The organism is Dellaglioa sp. CoH-57-MRSF-18 (genome assembly GCF_056781995.1).
The window spans coordinates 265554-284024 of record NZ_JBXAXX010000003.1 but is presented as its reverse complement, the minus strand read 5'-3'; the positions used below and the strand labels follow the sequence as shown (position 1 = coordinate 284024).

Annotated in this window: 18 protein-coding genes and 1 tRNA gene; 3 read left to right on the top strand and 16 right to left on the bottom strand. The window is 33.9% G+C overall.

Features of this window, described 5'->3' with window-relative positions:
* Window positions 1-33: 33 nt before the first annotated feature.
* The 13 genes from AC1RPG_RS05090 to cdaA form a co-directional block, all read right to left on the bottom strand.
* A complete protein-coding gene (locus AC1RPG_RS05090) occupies window positions 34-1185 on the bottom strand; it encodes an aminotransferase class I/II-fold pyridoxal phosphate-dependent enzyme (protein WP_481761422.1) in 1152 nt (383 codons plus the stop codon).
* An 89-nt stretch (window positions 1186-1274) separates the two neighbouring features.
* Window positions 1275-2954, bottom strand: a complete 1680-nt coding sequence (locus AC1RPG_RS05085; protein WP_481761423.1) for an oleate hydratase — start codon at window positions 2952-2954, stop codon at window positions 1275-1277.
* A 3-nt stretch (window positions 2955-2957) separates the two neighbouring features.
* Complete coding sequence (locus AC1RPG_RS05080) at window positions 2958-3302, bottom strand: ArsR/SmtB family transcription factor (protein WP_409022250.1); 345 nt, start codon at window positions 3300-3302, stop codon at window positions 2958-2960.
* A gap of 178 nt (window positions 3303-3480) precedes the next feature.
* Window positions 3481-4182, bottom strand: coding sequence for a ribonuclease H family protein (locus AC1RPG_RS05075; protein ID WP_481761424.1), 702 nt, complete (start codon window positions 4180-4182; stop codon window positions 3481-3483).
* 147 nt (window positions 4183-4329) lie between these two features.
* Window positions 4330-4482 carry a hypothetical protein gene (locus AC1RPG_RS05070; protein ID WP_409022248.1) on the bottom strand — a complete coding sequence of 51 codons (153 nt, stop codon included), beginning with the start codon at window positions 4480-4482 and terminating at the stop codon, window positions 4330-4332.
* 151 nt (window positions 4483-4633) lie between these two features.
* Window positions 4634-4705: transfer RNA gene (locus tag AC1RPG_RS05065), tRNA-Asn, on the bottom strand.
* A 77-nt stretch (window positions 4706-4782) separates the two neighbouring features.
* Entirely contained in the window at window positions 4783-5091 is a 309-nt protein-coding gene (locus AC1RPG_RS05060; protein WP_409022247.1) for a hypothetical protein, read from the bottom strand.
* A gap of 235 nt (window positions 5092-5326) precedes the next feature.
* Complete coding sequence (locus AC1RPG_RS05055) at window positions 5327-6391, bottom strand: ABC transporter ATP-binding protein (protein WP_481761425.1); 1065 nt, start codon at window positions 6389-6391, stop codon at window positions 5327-5329.
* 150 nt (window positions 6392-6541) lie between these two features.
* A complete protein-coding gene (locus AC1RPG_RS05050; RefSeq protein ID WP_481761426.1) occupies window positions 6542-7252 on the bottom strand; it encodes a glucosamine-6-phosphate deaminase in 711 nt (236 codons plus the stop codon).
* Window positions 7253-7402: 150 nt separating this feature from the next.
* Window positions 7403-9220: a glutamine--fructose-6-phosphate transaminase (isomerizing) gene (gene glmS / locus AC1RPG_RS05045; RefSeq protein WP_481761427.1), complete on the bottom strand. Its 1818-nt coding sequence runs from the start codon at window positions 9218-9220 to the stop codon at window positions 7403-7405.
* 215 nt (window positions 9221-9435) lie between these two features.
* On the bottom strand, window positions 9436-10791 hold the full coding sequence (glmM, locus tag AC1RPG_RS05040) for a phosphoglucosamine mutase (protein WP_409022243.1): 1356 nt from the start codon (window positions 10789-10791) through the stop codon (window positions 9436-9438).
* Window positions 10792-10812: 21 nt separating this feature from the next.
* The gene (locus AC1RPG_RS05035) at window positions 10813-11946 is read right to left on the bottom strand and encodes a CdaR family protein (protein ID WP_481761428.1); all 1134 of its coding nucleotides are present in this window, start codon (window positions 11944-11946) and stop codon (window positions 10813-10815) included.
* Window positions 11943-12785 (bottom strand): diadenylate cyclase CdaA, encoded by an 843-nt coding sequence (gene cdaA, locus AC1RPG_RS05030; protein WP_409022241.1) that lies wholly within the window; start codon window positions 12783-12785, stop codon window positions 11943-11945. The genes AC1RPG_RS05035 and cdaA overlap by 4 nt, the downstream gene beginning before the upstream one ends.
* A 156-nt stretch (window positions 12786-12941) precedes the next feature.
* Between cdaA and AC1RPG_RS05025 the strand changes: the two genes are divergently transcribed.
* Window positions 12942-13598 carry a DUF1361 domain-containing protein gene (locus AC1RPG_RS05025; RefSeq protein WP_481761429.1) on the top strand — a complete coding sequence of 219 codons (657 nt, stop codon included), beginning with the start codon at window positions 12942-12944 and terminating at the stop codon, window positions 13596-13598.
* A gap of 38 nt (window positions 13599-13636) precedes the next feature.
* Here AC1RPG_RS05025 and AC1RPG_RS05020 read toward each other — a convergent pair whose 3' ends face one another.
* Window positions 13637-15754, bottom strand: coding sequence for a cation:proton antiporter (locus AC1RPG_RS05020; RefSeq protein WP_481761430.1), 2118 nt, complete (start codon window positions 15752-15754; stop codon window positions 13637-13639).
* Between the two features lie 20 nt (window positions 15755-15774).
* Window positions 15775-16674 carry a UDP-N-acetylmuramate dehydrogenase gene (gene murB, locus AC1RPG_RS05015; protein WP_481761431.1) on the bottom strand — a complete coding sequence of 300 codons (900 nt, stop codon included), beginning with the start codon at window positions 16672-16674 and terminating at the stop codon, window positions 15775-15777.
* A 189-nt stretch (window positions 16675-16863) separates the two neighbouring features.
* Here murB and AC1RPG_RS05010 point away from each other — a divergent pair, with 189 nt between their 5' ends.
* Window positions 16864-17397 (top strand): 3'-5' exonuclease, encoded by a 534-nt coding sequence (locus AC1RPG_RS05010; protein ID WP_409022237.1) that lies wholly within the window; start codon window positions 16864-16866, stop codon window positions 17395-17397.
* A gap of 81 nt (window positions 17398-17478) precedes the next feature.
* Window positions 17479-17952, top strand: coding sequence for a glutathione peroxidase (locus AC1RPG_RS05005; RefSeq protein WP_481761432.1), 474 nt, complete (start codon window positions 17479-17481; stop codon window positions 17950-17952).
* Window positions 17953-18003: 51 nt separating this feature from the next.
* On the opposite strand, the gene tsaE is transcribed toward AC1RPG_RS05005, so the two are convergent.
* The gene (gene tsaE, locus AC1RPG_RS05000) at window positions 18004-18459 is read right to left on the bottom strand and encodes a tRNA (adenosine(37)-N6)-threonylcarbamoyltransferase complex ATPase subunit type 1 TsaE (protein WP_481761433.1); all 456 of its coding nucleotides are present in this window, start codon (window positions 18457-18459) and stop codon (window positions 18004-18006) included.
* Window positions 18460-18471 lie beyond the last annotated feature (12 nt).

Below are 18471 nucleotides of genomic sequence, written 5' to 3'. Positions count from 1 at the left end.
CAAACGTACCATAATTAGATTAATAAATTGAATTTAATGCTTACTATTTTCCAAGGCGATGATGAGTTTTGCTAACTGTTCATCACTTGCAGCAAAACTTATTCTAAAGTAGCCCTCACCAAATTCTGTGAATGCACTACCTGGAACAACAGCTACCTTTTCTTTCAGAGCAAGTTGCTGACAAAATTCAACTGACGTTAATTTTAGTTTTTTAGGTATTTCAACGAATAAATAAAAGGCGCCATCTGGTTTAATTAAATTATAACCTAATTTTTCTAAGGCTGTTACCAATCTATCACGACGAATATGATAAGCATCTCTCATTGGTACACTATCTTGCTTCCCATTTTTAACAGCTTCAAGTGCAGCTACTTGTGATAAAGTTGCCGCGGTCGTTACGTGATATTGGTGGACCTTTTTCATAGCATTAATTAATCGTTCTTCAGCTAATACAAACCCAATCCGCCAACCGGTCATTGCATGTGATTTAGACAATCCCATTATTAAAATTGTCCCTTCAGGATACAAATTAGCCATGGAAATATGCGGTTGTTCATAGGTTAACTCGCAGTAAATTTCATCGCTCATCACCCAAATGTCATGTTTTTTCAAAACATCTTTAATAGAAGATAACTCAATTTTACCATAAGAAACACCGGTAGGGTTAGTTGGATAATTAAATATAAATCCAACGATAGCTTTATTCTTATTTTCCTGCAATGTCTTTTCAATAAGCTCTGCCGTTACCCTAAAGTTCGTCGTACGTGTATCCATAAAAATAGGTTTAACGCCTTGTAACTGCATTAATGGCAAGTAAGCTGGATAACAAGGAACTGGTACTAAAATGTAATCTCCTGGTGTTGTTACCGTCTTTAATGCTGTAGCAATTGCCTCAGTTGCCCCAACGGTCACTAAAACATTCTTTGCGTCATAAGCCAATTCAAACTTTTCATTATAATAATCAGCAGTTGCCTGTCGTAATTCTGGATTACCAGCTGAGGCTTCATAATGTGTTTGTCCGTTATCAAGCGCTGTTTTTGTAGCGTCCATAATATGTTGAGGTGTGATGAAATTAGGTTCACCTAACGTTAACTTATCGATACCGTCTATTTTGGAGACCCATTCATCAAATCGACGAATACCTGATAATTGTATCTGATCAGCTACTGTATTTATTTTGATCATTAAGACACCTTCTCCGAATTAGAATGAATCTTAATTATACATCAAAAAAATAACGATTTATAAAAATTCTTATAAATCGTTATTTCAACTTATCTAAACATTGTTTTCGTTGCTTTTGCCAAAACTTTTGGCATTTTTTCATAATGATGTAATGGTGTTAATTGCGTATCTGAAATTCCTAAGAACTTATACACAGCAATTTGTGCACAACGGAACGAATACTGTTCTGTAAAGACCATATCAAATGGCATTTCTGCAAATTGACTAATAAAGGCCAAATTCTTTGAATGTTCAGGTACAACGTCAGGACGATCACCAATTGCGCGACGGTTAAATAAGGCACTCGCATATGGCATATAAACAGGTATAACATTAACAACACTATCCATAATTTCATCTGTACGTTGGCTAATATTATTCGTAGCTGTATCTGTTTGAGCCAAATGGCCTAATAATTCTTCTAACATTTCGCGACCAGTCATCTCGATAAATGGTTTTTGAACAAAATCACCCTTGCGACGAGGATATAAACAGTAACCCCAGAATACAGTCTCATTTTCTTTTTGAGCATGGAAATGAGGTTGATGATGAACCACGATTGATAATAAATTATTACTATCAACCCAGGTATTCAATGCATTACCAGGTTCTTGTTGTGTAATCCGTGCAATTTCATTTACTGCTAAATGATTATCAGTTGTGACTGTAAAACTCATCCATTCACTTTGTTGACGATCATTAAAGAATTTATCTGGTTTACCTAAGTTATAGAAATGTTCAGTAGCTTGTTTCCATAATTTAGCACTAGGTGCATAGTCCATATTTTCCACAATCGGTGTATCAATATCGCCCATTGATGAACTATCTGTAATTGAACCATTCGTATCAAATACTAAATCGCCATCATTAATAATGATTTCGCCGACTTTATTATCATTATCGACTTCTTCATATTCAAGACCAGTGACAACAATATCGTCACGTAAAGCTGTATCTTTAAATTTAAATTCAGTTATCTTACGGTTATCCACAAAGGTTACACCACGGTCTGTAAGATATTTACGCATTGGTAAAATAATACTTTCATATTGGTTATATGGTGTTCTTGTAACACCTTCCAATGTGTTAATACGACTGAATTCAAGAATCATTCGGTTCATATAACGACGTAATTCCATTGCTGAACTTTCCTTTTTGAAGGCAAAAGTTGTTTGCCACATATACCAGAAATTAGTTGTAAACATGTGTGGACTATTTTCAAACCATTTTTCAATACTGATATCATTAATCTCTGATTCCTTTGATTCAGGCATCGTCATTAATTTTGTTAGTAAAACGCGATCTCGTGTATTAAATTGCATATGACGATAATCATTCTTACCGCCTTTATTTCTAATACCATCCATTTTATCAATTAAGCGTGCAATATCATGCGTTGGATGTGCATGATCAAAATCTAAAATTTCATCTGTAACTGTCTTTCCAGGATTATCCAATGATGGCACTTCTCGAAGAACATCCCATAAGTTTTCATATGTTTCTTCATTCAACATACGACCACCTTTAGCTAGGAATCCTTTTTGATTACTCAAACCTTGGTTACCATATTCAGTCACATAATCTTTAACTGCAGCGCCATCATTAGCACCATGTTTTTCTAAACCAAACATCGTAATTTGGTCACCATGCCAGCCACCATCACGAATTAAATAGATACCTGCTGCTAAGTTACCAACACCTGTACCAATCATATATGCTTTTTGAGTCATAATCTATTCCTCCTTCGATTTTTCGCCTTCACGAATCATTTTAATTAAATGTTCCAAACGGTTTAATGTTTTTTCAGGTGTTAAAAAGTAAAAACGTTTTAATCCTGTTTGTTTATAATCAATAAGTCCCACATTTTTTAAAACTTTCAAATGATGTGAAACTGCCGGTTGTGATAACGCCATGCGGTCAACCAGCTCAGAAACCGTTAACTCTTGCCGTGACTTAGAACCTAGCAAAATAATTAATCGTTGTCTTTTTTCATCTGCCAAAGCGTTCAAAATATCTAGATTGGAAATAAATTCCTGTAGCGCTTCGGATTGCCCTGGTTCTAATTCTTCAGCTTCCATTGTCAATCATCCCCCTATATCTATCTTCATGAATATAATAACACCACGTTAGAATTTTAGCAACCGCTTTCAGTAAACGTTTTAATTTACTGCCTAATCTTTTTTATTCATCTTAATTTGAATTCATTTAAATAAAAAAAGTGGCTCTCTACATTAGTAGAAATCCACTTCACCTATCTTACATTTTATCCATTGTTTCATTTAATAATTCATCAACTTTATTATTACCTTCATTATCTGCATGACCCTTTGTCCATTCAAAATCAACATTAGTGAAAGCTGGTATTAATTCAGCAACTTGTTGCCAAAGTTCGACATTAAGTACTGTTTGACCATCCGCTTTTTTCCAATTTCGACGTTGCCAACCTACTAACCAATTTTTTTGAATTGCATTCAAGACATACTTCGAATCTAATATAAATACGACGTGTTCTTCTCGTAATCCTAAATCAATTAATTTTTTCATAGCTTGAAGAAATGCCATAATTTCCATATGATTATTAGTTTTACCTTTTTCACCATCTGTACCAGAAAAGGTCTCACCCGGTGTTTTAATATAAAAAGCCCATGCCGCAGTATCTTCTGCTAGGACGTGACCGCCTAATTTATTACCATGATTTCTCGAACCACCATCAGTCCAGACTTGAATTGAATCTGAAGTTAAAGTTACGGATTGATGAACTGCTGTCGCACTTTTTTTACTACCTGTCGCTGTTGGTCTAGGTGCCCCATCATCCATCCAATTTTGGGCTTCATCTCGCGTTTCAAATCCTTTGTATCGTGCCCCATCGTATCCATTAACCAACTTTGCCACATCAGGCCATTTTGTGAAAATACCCGTTTTACGTCCTTTATATACTGCATAAAAATTCTTAGCCAATTTAAATCACTCCATTAGTCAGTTTATTGATTCTTTTATTGTAAGCTAAAAGGCACTAAAAATATATTTAAATAAAAAATACTCATTCTAAAGTATGCAAAAAAACCACCGTTCTAATCAACGGTGGCCATCATTTATTTAACTAAATTATGCTTTTTTTGCTGCAACTGCTGCGTCGTTAGCTTTGCTTTCTTTTAAGAAAGTAGCAAGTTCTTGTTGTTTACGACGACGGTTCTTTTTGTTTGGAGTATTAACTGGACGACGATCGTTACCGACACCTGTATGGTTGTTTGATGACATTTCGCAATCCCCCTTTCTTACAATCTCTTAATTTTAAACTGTATTCAGAAATAATTCAAGTTAATCATTAATTTCTTATAATGGACTCAAAAAATTAAGTTCATAAATAAAAAAAGATAACCGGCAGTAAGTCGATCATCCTCTATGAATACTGCTCAGGTAGGGATCGAACCTACGACATCTTGATTAACAGTCAAGCGTTCTACCGCTGAACTACTGAGCAATCTTTATAATTCATTTCTGTCTATACTATTTTATACCATAGGTTAACCTATTTTGTAAAGATATTTTTGGTAATATTTACTCAATATGATTGTCTTTTAATATCGCATTCAAATCATTTTGAGCTTCTTCTGTTTTATGCCACTCTTGATATTCAGTAAATGCTTCTAGTGGCATTTCAAAATTTTGATTAATATATTTTTCATAATTAATAACGTGTGATGATCTGGGAATATTTAACTGTAGAATACGGACTTCTTTCAATAAATCTCTTTGAACTGCAAGTTCTGCTCTCCCATTTTGTACCATGTTCGATAATTCAAAATATTTAGAACCATCTTTTCTAGTAATTTCTTCAATTAATGATAAAACTTCATGACTTTTCATATTGAACCCAACTTTCTACATCTATTCTCTTAATTAAGTATAAACACATTTGACAATAAGTACAACAAGCACAAAAAAAGCCACTACATCGCAATAGTGGCTAGCATAAGAGAGAAAGAGAATTGATAAAGGTAATTCATATACCTTACAAACTTAAGATAACATCAAATGTAAGCGTTGTCAATAGTTTGTATTAAAAAAGTGCTGTCGAATGATCTACGCCAACACTTTCCTATTATTTCGTATTATCTGGATGAACAATACTTGTTGGGTTCTCAATAATATGACTTATTGAATGCCCTGATATATTTACTAAACTAAAGAATACCACAGCGACTAAAATCACAGCTGTTAGCACCTTACTTGGTTTAGACATTTTTTCATTTAAAACAGAGCCATAGAAATCCTTTTTTACCTTTTCGGTAATAACTTGCTTTGAAACGCCTAAATTTGCTTCATCAGCACTTTCTTTGTCTACTTGGTTAATAAGATAGTCATCGATACTAAACGCTTTTTGAGCCTCTTTTTGTTTCTTTTGGTACGCTGTTTTTTCTTTTTTTGATAATTTTTTAAACCAATCAATATAAGCTTTATATTTAGTGACAACTTCTTTAGTAGGACCAACTTGTTTTAAATCACCATATTGGATCCATGCGACACGATCGCATAGCATTTCAATTTGTTTTAATGAATGACTAACAAAAATAATTGTTTTTCCTTGTTCTTTAAATTCGTTAATTTTATCAACACATTTTTGATAAAAAGTATCATCGCCAACTGACAATGCCTCATCAATAATCAAAATATCAGGATCAATATGCACGGCAATAGCAAAGCCTAAACGAGATTTCATCCCACTAGAATAGCTTTTAACGGGTTGATAAACAAAATCACCTAAATCAGCAAAATTAATAATTTCATCTAAAATATCATCAATTTGTTGGTTAGTTAGACCCTGCATTAAACCTTTTAATCGAATATTTTCTAATCCGGTTAGTTGGCCTCTCAATCCAGCGCCGATAGCAATAATAGAAGTTTCTCCGCGAACATCTACAATACCGGTTGTTTGTGGAATAATCCCCGAAATAATATTGGATAACGTTGATTTACCTGAGCCGTTAACGCCAATTAAACCAAGTGTTTCTCCACTCATAACATCCATCGAGATTCCTTTAAGAGACCAAAAATGAGGTACCGTCGTACTTTTAAAAGAAAAGAATGATTTGATATGTTCAGATTTTGTTTTAAATAAGTCATATTCTTTTGTGACATTTTTTACTCTAATTTTATAATCGACCATTTTTTCAACTTCCTAAAAACGTATTTTCTTACAATTGTCATCATGTTACTAGACTTACTATCAGCCGTCAAGCAAGCACAAAACACAAATAGAACCAATCCATTTATTTTAACGCTTTAAATGAATTAGTTCTACATATGGATGATAATTTTATTTATTTTTTAATAAACTTGCAGCTGCTTCATCAACAATGACAACTACATCATCATGATTTTGTAAGAAACTTGCAGGTAGGTCTTCTGTTATAGGGCCTTCAATCATTCCCTTAATAGCTTCTGCCTTACTTTCACCAAAAGCTTCAAGTAAAATCTTGTGCGACTTCATGATTGATCCAATACCCATTGAATAAGCATATTCAGGAACATCATTTTCGTTATCAAAGAAACGTGCATTTGATTTGATCGTTGACTCCGTTAAATGAACTTTATGTGTCAAGCTATCTTCAGCTGTTCCAGGTTCATTGAATCCAATATGACCATTTTTACCAATACCCAAAATTTGTAAATCAATTGGATTATCTTCAATAATTTTGTCATAACGTTTTGTTTCTTTTTCTGAATCACTTTCAAGACCATTAGGTAAGTAAGATGTCTTAAATGGTTTTTTACTAAATAAATTTTCATTCATAAAGTAACGGTAACTTTGTGAATCTTTTTCACCTAAACCAACATATTCATCTAAGTTAACTGATGTTGAATCCGTAAAATCTAAGTCACTGGCTGTAATTGCGGCATAGGTTGTTAATGGTGTGCTTCCTGTAGCAAGTCCAAAGACTTTAGCATTTGCTTCTTTAGCAGCTTTAAAAATTTCGTAGCCTTTTTGGCCACCCTCGTTTTGGTCTTTAACAATAATTAATTTCATTTGATTGTCCTCTTTTCAATTATTTATTCCTCTAATTGGTATAGTCCAATAATACAATATCATTTTAAAAAAAGCAATAGGTCTATACCAAATAATAAACAAAAAAATGATACTACCCTTAAACAGGTAATATCATTTCTTCAATCTATCTTATTCGACAGTAACACTCTTAGCTAAATTACGAGGTTTATCAACATCATAGCCACGGTTTAGGCTTGTATAGTAAGCCAATAATTGTGCAGGCACAATACTTACTAACGGTGTTAATAAGTCAGAAACATCTGGTAATACAATTTGATCACCCTCGTTTGCTAATGTCTCTGTTGAGATGATAATTGTATTTGCTCCACGAGCCAAGACTTCTTGAACATTGCCTCGTGTATGACTTGCAGTCGGTTTATCAGTAATAATAGCTACAACTGGTGTGCCTTCTTCAATCAAGGCAATAGTTCCATGTTTTAATTCACCAGATGCAAAACCTTCCGTTTGAACATAAGAGACTTCTTTTAATTTAAGTGCAGCTTCAATTGAAACATCGTAATCAATACCACGACCAATATAGAAAGCGTTACGCGTTTCACTTAAGAATTCTTTCGCTAAGTCATTAATTGAGTCTTTATCATCAACCATAGCTTGCATAGCATTTGCAACCATTGTTAATTCATGATAAACATCAAAATTAAGAGCTTTTGTTTGTTTTGTAACTGTTCCTAACGCTTTTGCTAAAAGTGCTTCAACGGCAATTTGAGCTGTATATGCCTTAGTTGAGGCAACTGCTATTTCAGGACCAGCATGTAATAATAACGTATATGTTGCCTCACGAGAAAGTGTAGAATTTGCTGAATTTGTAATTGTTAAACTTGGGTACATCATTTCGTTAACTTTTACAAGAACCTGACGGCTATCAGCTGTTTCACCACTTTGTGATAAGAAAATAAAGAATGGTTTTTCTGAAAGTAATGGCATATGATAACCAAATTCTGAAGCAACATGTACTTCTGTTGGTACATTAGCTAAACCTTCAAATAATTCTTTTCCAACTAATCCGGCATGGTAACTTGTCCCTGCAGCAACAATATAGATGCGATCAGCAGCTTTCATTGCGTTTAAAATACTATCATCAATTTTAACAGTTTCTTCATTTTCAACATACTCACTCAATAAACGTCGCATAACAGCTGGTTGTTCATCGATTTCTTTTAGCATGTAGAATGGATATGCGCCTTTTTCTGAATCGCTATCATCCATTTCAACATGATATGAATCACGTGATACGGCTTCACCAGCTTTATTTTCAATTTCAATAGAGTCAGGTTTAACAATAACCATTTCACCATCCATGAGTTCAATGAAGTCATGTGTTTCTTTCAACATTGCCATGGCATCACTGCAGACAACATTAAAGCCATCCCCAACACCAATTAATAAAGGACTCTTATTCTTAGCCACAAACAATGTTTCTGGTTCTTCACGATCCATCATCAAGAAAGCATATGAAGAACCTTCAAGTAATGATAAAACTTTTTTGAATGCTTGTTTAGCAGTTAAATTTTCTTTATTTGCAAAATATCCAATTAATTGAACAACAACCTCAGTATCTGTTTCACTAACAAAATTTACGTCTTTTAAATATTGTTCTTTTAACTCAGAAAAATTAGTGATAACGCCATTATGTACAAGGTAAAAGCGGCCATCTTCAGAAACATGAGGATGGGCATTAAATTTACTTGGTACGCCATGTGTTGCCCAACGCGTATGTCCAATTCCAGCAGTTCCATGAACCTTATCATCAATGGCCGACTTCAAATTCGAAATACGTCCAGCCTCTTTAACAAGGTAATCTTCACCCGTTTTGTTATCAACAAAAATACCGGCTGAATCATAACCACGGTATTCTAATTTTTCCAAACCATTAATTAAAATTTCAACAGTATTCGTTTTTCCTGTTACGCCAACAATTCCACACATAGTTTATGTCATCCTTTTTTTAAATGTATTTTTTATTATTATTTTAAAATTGGTATAGATGTTTAAAAAACAAGTAACCCTTATCAATATCTATTAATATACCTTTCTGATATTTTTTTGTCAAGAATTAATATATTGGTCTATATTTTAAATCAACTTTAAAATAAAAAAAGAGTCATTTGAATTTTCATTCAAATGACTCTTTCGCTTAATTTCTAAACGCCCATTTCAGTTTGAACTGTTTGCACAATTCGATCAACATAAGCTTTAACTTCTTTTTCTGTTGGTGCTTCGGCCATAACACGTAATAAATTTTCAGTTCCACTAGGTCTCACAAGAACTCGGCCATCGCCGGCCATTTCTGCTTCAACTTCTGCAATACTATCTTTAATTTTTTGATTATCTAATGCAGCTTGCTTATCTGTCACTCTAACATTCACAAGTTCTTGTGGATAAGTCTGAACAGCTGCAGCTAATTCAGATAACTTCTTGCCTGTTTTCTTCATAACATTTAGCAATTGAATAGCAGTTAGCATCCCATCACCAGTTGTATTGTAATCTAAGAATACAATATGTCCAGATTGTTCGCCACCAATGTTGTAACCGTCAGCACGCATTTTTTCAACAACATAACGATCACCAACTTGTGTTTTAACTGATGTTAAATCAGCTGCTTCAAGTGCTTTGTATAGTCCAATATTACTCATAACAGTTGTCACAACTGTTTCTTTTTTCAAGCGACCACGTTCATTCATGTATAATCCACAAATGTACATAATTTTATCGCCATCAATAATATTACCTAATTCATCAACAGCAATACATCTATCACCATCGCCATCAAAAGCAATCCCGGCTTCAAGCTTATTTTCAACTACAAATTTAGCTAATCCTTCTGGATGTGTTGAACCAACGCCATCATTAATATTTAATCCATCAGGCGAAGTTGCCATTGTTTCAAATTCAGCATTTAAATCAGCAAACAAACGTGAAACAAGTCCACTTGTTGCGCCATTAGCTGAATCAATTCCAACATGAATTCCTTCTAAATCATCAGGAATTGTTTGTTCCAAAAATTGTGTATATTTCAGTACACCTTCTGGATAATCTGCTAATACTCCAAGGCCTTCACCTTCTGGTCTTGGCAAATCATCAGAATCTTTTTCTAATAAAACTTCAATTTCTTCTTCTTGTTCATCAGATAGTTTATAACCATCCGCACCAAAAAATTTAATGCCGTTATCTTGAACGGGATTATGTGAAGCTGAAATCATAATTCCAGCAACTGCATTTTGGGCACGTACAAGGTACGCTACACCAGGTGTTGAAATAACGCCTAATGAGAGTACTTCAATCCCAACTGATAATAACCCTGAAATCAAAGCTTGTTCAAGCATTTGACCAGAGATTCGTGTATCACGCGCAACAAGCACTTGTGGTCTATCGTTATTTTCAAGTTGTGCATGCTCTGATAGAACATACCCACCTAAACGTCCCAATCTAAATGCTAACTCAGGACTTAGTTCTTTATTTGCAATTCCTCTAACACCATCTGTACCAAAATATTTCATTATTTTCTCCTCACTAATTAATTAATTTAATGCGTTCGTTGATTCACTTGAACTACTTGAACTATCAGAACTTGTCGATGAAGACGAAGTAGCACTTTCACTACTTTCTGAACTGGTTTCAGAGCTCGTCGATGTCTGATCAGTTGTTGTTTCACTACTTTCAGTTTTTGATGCTGCGGTTCCACCAGAAGCACTAATTTTTACTTTAACAGATTCTGGATTTGATGAAATTAAATTATTCTTATCCAAATCGATACTAATTGTTTTCGTAACGGAATCACTAATCTTATTAATTGGTACCACAACATCAAGTTTACTTAATTTGCTTAAGGTTGATTCTGTACCCGTTACCGTTACTTGTTTTGTATCACTTGAAAACTTATACGTCTTCCCAGATACGCCAGTTCCACTTGAAACAAAATTCAAAGGTAATTTTTTAGTGGTTTTAGTACTCTCAACCGGTATTGTAACACCGACTGTTGATGGGGTCATGACGACATTTAAAGTTTTACCATTTACATCTAAGGCCTCAAGTAAGACTTCTTGTGAAATTGTTGACTTGATCTGATTGCTGCTGACATTTACTTGTGCAACCACTTCTGAAATAGCATTCACATCGCCTTCCGCACCGGATGCAGAAATCGTATTATTATCTAAAACAGGCGTCCCACTCTTATACCCTTGCGCTAAACGACGTTCATTAAATTTCACCTGAATAGGGAATGTCGTTGTCTTACGTTTTTGTATATTAACAGAAATTGTAGCGGGACTAATTTTATAACTAATTTCTTTGTTTAATCCTTCTGCTTGTAACTTAACAACATGTTTTCCAGGATTTAAACCCTTTAAATCAGCAAACACTCTAAAGTTTTGTGTATTCACAGTTGTTGTAATTAAAGCGCCAGGACCGTCCAATGTTAATTTTACATTTTTAGGATATCCAGTAATAAAGTATTTATCACTATCGGCCGTAATTTGTAGGCCAGCCTCAATCGTTTTTGATTCATTTGCAACTAGACTCGTTGTTTTTGAATCGGAAAAATTATTTGTATTTGCTAACTGATCATAATTAACATAAACAAATAATAAAATTGCTAAAATTAAAGAGGTTCCAATAAAAAATGAGCGACTATTAAAAAATTTATTTAGATTCATTTTTTATCCCCCTTACGCCCGAAATGTTCAAAAAATTCCCAGAAAGGGTTGTTCTTTTTAGGTTCATCATCTTTAATTAATTCAGTATTCAATAATTTAAGGTAATCTTCTTGTGATAAATCACGAATAAGTTCGTTATTTCGCGTAATTGTCACTGAACCTGTTTCTTCTGACACAACAATCGTAATTGCGTCGGTTACTTCACTGATACCTACTGCAGCACGATGCCGAGTTCCTAATTCTTTTGGAATTAAGTTACTTTCAGATAATGGTAAGTAAGCCGCCGCAACAGCTATTTTATTATCTTTAATAATTACCGCGCCATCATGCAATGGTGTATTGGGAATGAAAATATTGATTAATAATGCACCCGTAATTTCAGCATCTAATGCAATTCCGGTTTCAATATAATCTTCCAATCCAGTGTTCATTTGGATAGTAATTAATGCCCCAATTCGACGTTTTGACATATATTGAATAGCTGAGTCTAGTCCAGCAATCATATGTTCTTCGTCTTTGTTTTTCTGTTTACCTCTTGAAAAAAATGATCCACGACCAAGATGTTCCAATCCACGTCTTATTTCCGGTTGGAAAATAACAACCATGGCGATAACACCCCAATTGATAACTTGATCCATAATCCAAGATACAGTTTGTAGCCCAACGACCACACTAATTAGCTTAATCACAACAATAATTATGATTCCTCTAAAAAGTTGAACCGCTTTTGTTCCTCGTAAAAGTACCATGAGTTCATAAACAACAAACCAGACAACGATAATATCTAGTATATTGACCATATGCCCCCACGTTACAAGACCACCCCAGTTAATGGACATCACTCGGCCTCCTCTATTTTATTAACCGTTTTATTATACCACGTTGTTAGATTTGTTTCCTCATCCCGCCATATTTTCTATTATCTACCGGATTATTAATTTGATTTCATCTCATTTTTTGCTACACTGAAGTTACTATAGAAAAGGATGACCATTATGATAAATACAAATGTAAAGCACGGTATCAGATTATTTTTTATATGTTACTTAATTATTATTTACTTATTCGTTTACAACCAACAATCACCTTTTAATTTTTTACTCTTAAATACATTTTTAGGTTATCTGCCAATTGAATTAGCTTTTCACATCAAAGATAAATTATCAAATACTTATTTTTGGCTGTTAACAGCAGCTTGGCTATTCTTTTATCCGAACGCGCCTTACCTATTAACTGATATTTTTCATTTAAGCTTACTGCATCCCTATGACATAATGACAGGATTAATTAAATTAGATATTCATATGTGGCTAAACTATACTTATTTGTTGGTAAGTACCTTATCATGTACGTTACTTGCACTCGTTGGATTTTCTCAAATTGCCGACCAAATTAAAGAACGACTACACTTAACACCTTATTATTTTCGTTATGTCGTTATATTTGGCCTAACTATTTTGTCATCTGTCGGTGTCTATATTGGTCGTTTTTTAAGATTACACACTGTTTACCTACTAACATCACCAAAATTAACATTAAAATTGATTGCCGATATGTGGACAATTAAAATGTTAGCTTTTGTCGTTTTACTAACAATAGTCCAACTAGTTATTATCATTTGCTTAGAAGTCTATAGAAAAACAATAAAATAGGTGTAACTCGCATATAAATTGCGAGTTACACCTATTTTTTAGTCCTCTTCAGAAAGCATAATAACATTTTCAGAATAATTAATATATTCACGTAAACTTGACGCTAATGACCATGTAATATAGCCTCGTTCCATCAATTCCTGCATCGCAGAACGTTCAGCCGCAATAGCCTTTAATCTAAGTTGGTAACTTTGTTCCTCAGATTCGGCTTGATTAATATTTTTGGTCCGTTTTAATGTTTCGATACGATTACGATAATAAACAATCAAATGATACATAGCTTGCTGCTTAAATTGTTGATTGCCATCATCAGATTTTTTAACATACGTTGATAGTGCTTTAATAGCTGCTTTTGCTAAAGCTTTTTCTATATTTCGTCGTTCATAAACCATTTTTAATTCTTTTTCAGAATAGAGTGTCCGTCTCACAACCTTACCTAATTGAACAAAGGCATGATTAATATTTCTAACCGTTACAAATGAGATTTTCCGATTATTAATTTGACCTAATTTCGCTTTTTGTTTCATAATTTTCTTACTAATAATTGAATAGTTTTTATTACTAATAGCCTGCTTTAATCTCATTTTATCTAACGCTTCGAGTTCTCCATCTAAAGCAATTCGCCTAATGTCTGCTTCTTCCTCAACAATTTGGCGTAATCGTTCATCATCCTGATCAGAAAACTCAAGTCGACGAATCATAAATTGATATTCTAAAATTAATTCATAGGCAACTTTTTGATTAGATTCTCGTCGTTCAGATTCCAAGCGACTAATAGCAACTCGCATAATATAAATACGAGCTTGCTTTTCATTGAACTGCGTATCTCCGCTATCACTAGTTATGATAGCATCCTCATCTTCAACTAAAGTAGCATCAGGAACCTCATTACTGGTTTTCATTATTCCTTTTTCTTTAGTTAAAAGAGGTAATATCAAAATTGCGGCTACTAAACTTAAAATAATCACGCCACCAGCAATAAATAACATTAATGAACGCTCTGGAAAAGCAGCACCTGTTTTTATTATCGTTGGGACTGTTAACACACCAGCCATTGTAATTGCACCACGAACACCTGAAAATCCTGATATTAACGCAATACGCCAACTTGGCTTTGCCTTATTTTTTGATTTATTTTTCTTAGAAATTAATAACATATTAATATACGTCCAAACAACACGAATCACGACTAAAAAGAGCCAGACGACAAAAACATCAATAATAGCCGAAAGAGTACTACTATTGTTATCTTCTAATGTCTTTGACATCGCAATTGGTAATTCAATTCCAAGAATAATAAACACAAATCCATTCAGGAGATAAACCACAATTTCCCAGGTTTTTTCAGTTACTAACTTAATTTCAGGTAAGTACGTCGCGAAAGTATTCTTACGCATACTAGAGATAACGCCAGCGACAACTACCGAAATAACACCTGATGCATGCAAAAATTCTTCCGTAAAAAGAAAAATGATGAAAGGTGTTAAAATTTGTAATATCGTATTAAAAACAACATCATTAATCCCTTGCCTCATTAAAAAATCTCGTATTGTTGAAATCAGCAACATTAACACTGCTCCCGAGATAAAACCAACAATCGCAATATACGTAAAATCACCAAGCGCCTGTCCAAATGAAAAATAGCCAGTAACCGCAGCAGCAATCGCGTATTTAAAGGCAATTAATCCACTTGCGTCATTAATTAAACTTTCACCACTAACCAAATTTAAAATATTACTTGGTAATTTTGCTTTTTCAGCAATCGATTGCACAGCAACTGGATCCGTTGGTGACAAAATAGCTGCCAGTGCGAATCCAACTGCTAATGGCATTTTTGGAATCAAAAGATGAATGAAAAATCCAACTACCACAGTTGTTAAGAAAACCAATAATATGGCATTCGCAAAAATGGAACCTCTTAATTTCCACAATTCACGTTTTGGAAATTTTCGACCATCATTAAATAATAGTGGCGCAATAAAGAGTAATAAGAACCAATCTGTTTCTAACTCAATTGAGACTTTAAAAATTAAGGCAACGACAAAGCCTAATGCTATCTGGATCAATCCAACGGGTATTGAAACCAGATAATGACTGATAACATTTGATAGTAAAACAAGTGCAGCTAAAACAATAACCGATTCAAGTAGCGGCATTTACCATCTTCCTTTCTACTTTAGTCTTCTCCGATAATTCTAACTTCCGTTTCTAATCTAACCTTAAATTTTTCCCACACAACGTTTTGAACATGCTTAATAACATCCATATAATCTGTTGCAGTAGCGCCGTCTACATTAACAATAAACCCGGCATGTTTCTTTGATACTTGTGCGCCACCAATTTGGTAGCCTTGTAACCCAGCTTCGTGAACTAGTACACCAGTATAGTGTCCATCAGGTCGCTTAAAAACACTTCCACATGATGGGTACTCTAAAGGTTGTTTAGATGCACGTAAAAAGTTAAACTCATCCATTTTTTCACGGATATCATATTTATTACCTTCTTTTAATACAAAGGTTGCTTCTAATATGATGTCATTATCATCTTGAATTTGACTATGACGATAGTCAAAGTTCATTTCTTCGTTAACTAGTGTTTTCACATAACCAGTACGTGTAATAACACTAACTTCACTCAATACCTGGCTGATATCACCATCATATGCACCAGCATTCATAAATACGGCACCACCAACACTCCCAGGAATCCCAGCAGCAAATTCAAAATTAGTCAAGCCAGCTTGGTAAGCTTCTTCTGTTGTCTCAATAAGTGAGGCACCAGCTTGCGCTATAATTTTCGTCCCAGATACAGCAATTTTATCCATATCCGTTAAAATGATTACAAGTCCACGAATACCGCCATCTTTCACAACTAGATTACTCGAATTTCCTAAAACAGTTAAAGGAATACCATTTTCATTGGCTGTATTCACCAAAATTTTAACATCTGACACTGCATCAGGAAAAGCTAAAAGATCAGCCATCCCTCCCGTTTCAGTATTTGTATATTTAGCAAGTGGTTCATTTTTTAAAATTTTAATAGATGGAAATAGTTCTACAAAAGTGTCAATTATCATTATTTATTCGATTCCTTTCAACATTTAGCAATTCCTTCTAGTTTAACACGTTCAATGTTTATTTTTCTATTTTAACGCACAAACAAGCGACTTTTAATTGTATAACCTAACTGTTATACTTTATTAACATTATTAGACCGAGTATTTTAATAACCTTATCAGTCATATCGAATTAAAAAGGAGTTAATTATGAATTTTGTTACAATGGATTTTGAAACTGCTAATAATCAGCGTCATAGCGCCTGTTCAATTGCTTTAACAGTTGTTCGAAATAATCAAATCGTTGATGAATTTTATTCACTTATTAAACCGGAAACACCTTTTAATTGGCGTAATGTTCAAATTCATGGTATTCACGAAGAAGACGTTGAATTTGCACCAAAGTTTCCAGAACTATGGTCACATATTTCGCCACTTTTCCAGAACAATAGTTTAATCGTGGCACATAATGCCCCCTTTGATAACAGTATTTTGCATAATACATTGGGTTATTATGGATTAGAGACACCCCAATTTTTATTGTTAGATACGGTTAGAACAAGTCGTAAATTATTCCCAGAATTTCCAAATCATAAATTAAATACGGTTTGTGATGAATTGGGAATCACGTTAACAAATCATCACAATGCCTTAGATGATTCCGTTGCTTGTGCCAATATCTTACTCTATCAAGAACACGAATTTGGACAAGAAATTTTAAAACCATTTGTGAAGCCAGCATAATCAAATTTAAGCACATTAATAGGGCTACTGTTTAAACTGTTATATGATGACCGTAATCAAACCAAATTGGGGGAAATTACAATGTCAATTTATGATTATCAGGTTACACTAGAAAATGGTGAAACTTATTCATTAGAAAAGTACAAGGATCACCCTTTATTAATTGTTAATACAGCCACTAAATGTGGTTTTGCGCCACAATTTAAACAATTAGAAGAATTATATGAGGATTATCAAGACCAAGGATTAGTGGTACTTGGGTTTCCATCGAATCAATTCCATCAAGAAGTCGATAATGATGCGCAAGCAGCAGCTACCTGTCGTATGACATATGGCGTTAGTTTTCCAATGCATACCATTCAAAATGTAAATGGAGAAGATGCGTTACCACTATTTAAATACCTGACTGATGAAACGCAAGGCGTGTTGGGTAGCTCAATTAAATGGAACTTCACTAAATTTTTAGTTAATCGTGATGGACAAGTTGTTAAACGTTATGCACCTAAGACTAATCCTTTAAAGATGAAACCAGAAATCGAAAAATTGGTTAAATAAAAACAAGTTAGCTGATACCCCCATTTAGAGGCTATCAGCTAACTTGTTTTTTTAGTTGAAATGGGCCAACATATTATCATATTGTAATCCATTACTTTCTAATTCGATAGTACGTAAATTATCATCATGATCATCTTTCAATAATGTAATTTTTAACCAATCATTTGGTAATTCATCCTGAATAAATTCAGACCATTCAACAACACTCACACCATCAGAATTAAAATATTCATCTAACCCTAAATCTGCGCCGCCCATCCCTTCAAGTCGGTAAACATCCATATGAAATAACGGCAAACGGCCCTCACGATATTCTCTCACAATTGGAAATGTTGGACTTTTAACGTTCCGCTTGATCCCTAACCCAACGGCTAAGCCTTTAGCAAAAGTTGTCTTTCCTGCGCCTAAATCACCATCCAATAACAAAATCATATTAGGTTCAACAAGCTGTCCAATTTTTTCGGCAATTTCTTGTGTTTCTTCTACAGAACTGACTTCAATATTCATTAATTATTTCAC

Coding starts and splice junctions, on each gene's coding strand:
- AC1RPG_RS05090 (WP_481761422.1), bottom strand. CDS start 1,185: ATGATCAAAATAAATACAGTAGCTGATCAGATACAATTATCAGGTATT.
- AC1RPG_RS05085 (WP_481761423.1), bottom strand. CDS start 2,954: ATGACTCAAAAAGCATATATGATTGGTACAGGTGTTGGTAACTTAGCA.
- AC1RPG_RS05080 (WP_409022250.1), bottom strand. CDS start 3,302: ATGGAAGCTGAAGAATTAGAACCAGGGCAATCCGAAGCGCTACAGGAA.
- AC1RPG_RS05070 (WP_409022248.1), bottom strand. CDS start 4,482: ATGTCATCAAACAACCATACAGGTGTCGGTAACGATCGTCGTCCAGTT.
- AC1RPG_RS05060 (WP_409022247.1), bottom strand. CDS start 5,091: ATGAAAAGTCATGAAGTTTTATCATTAATTGAAGAAATTACTAGAAAA.
- AC1RPG_RS05055 (WP_481761425.1), bottom strand. CDS start 6,391: ATGGTCGATTATAAAATTAGAGTAAAAAATGTCACAAAAGAATATGAC.
- AC1RPG_RS05050 (WP_481761426.1), bottom strand. CDS start 7,252: ATGAAATTAATTATTGTTAAAGACCAAAACGAGGGTGGCCAAAAAGGC.
- glmS (WP_481761427.1), bottom strand. CDS start 9,220: ATGTGTGGAATTGTTGGCGTAACAGGAAAAACGAATACTGTTGAAATT.
- glmM (WP_409022243.1), bottom strand. CDS start 10,791: ATGAAATATTTTGGTACAGATGGTGTTAGAGGAATTGCAAATAAAGAA.
- AC1RPG_RS05035 (WP_481761428.1), bottom strand. CDS start 11,946: ATGAATCTAAATAAATTTTTTAATAGTCGCTCATTTTTTATTGGAACC.
- cdaA (WP_409022241.1), bottom strand. CDS start 12,785: ATGTCCATTAACTGGGGTGGTCTTGTAACGTGGGGGCATATGGTCAAT.
- AC1RPG_RS05025 (WP_481761429.1), top strand. CDS start 12,942: ATGATAAATACAAATGTAAAGCACGGTATCAGATTATTTTTTATATGT.
- AC1RPG_RS05020 (WP_481761430.1), bottom strand. CDS start 15,754: ATGCCGCTACTTGAATCGGTTATTGTTTTAGCTGCACTTGTTTTACTA.
- murB (WP_481761431.1), bottom strand. CDS start 16,674: ATGATAATTGACACTTTTGTAGAACTATTTCCATCTATTAAAATTTTA.
- AC1RPG_RS05010 (WP_409022237.1), top strand. CDS start 16,864: ATGAATTTTGTTACAATGGATTTTGAAACTGCTAATAATCAGCGTCAT.
- AC1RPG_RS05005 (WP_481761432.1), top strand. CDS start 17,479: ATGTCAATTTATGATTATCAGGTTACACTAGAAAATGGTGAAACTTAT.
- tsaE (WP_481761433.1), bottom strand. CDS start 18,459: ATGAATATTGAAGTCAGTTCTGTAGAAGAAACACAAGAAATTGCCGAA.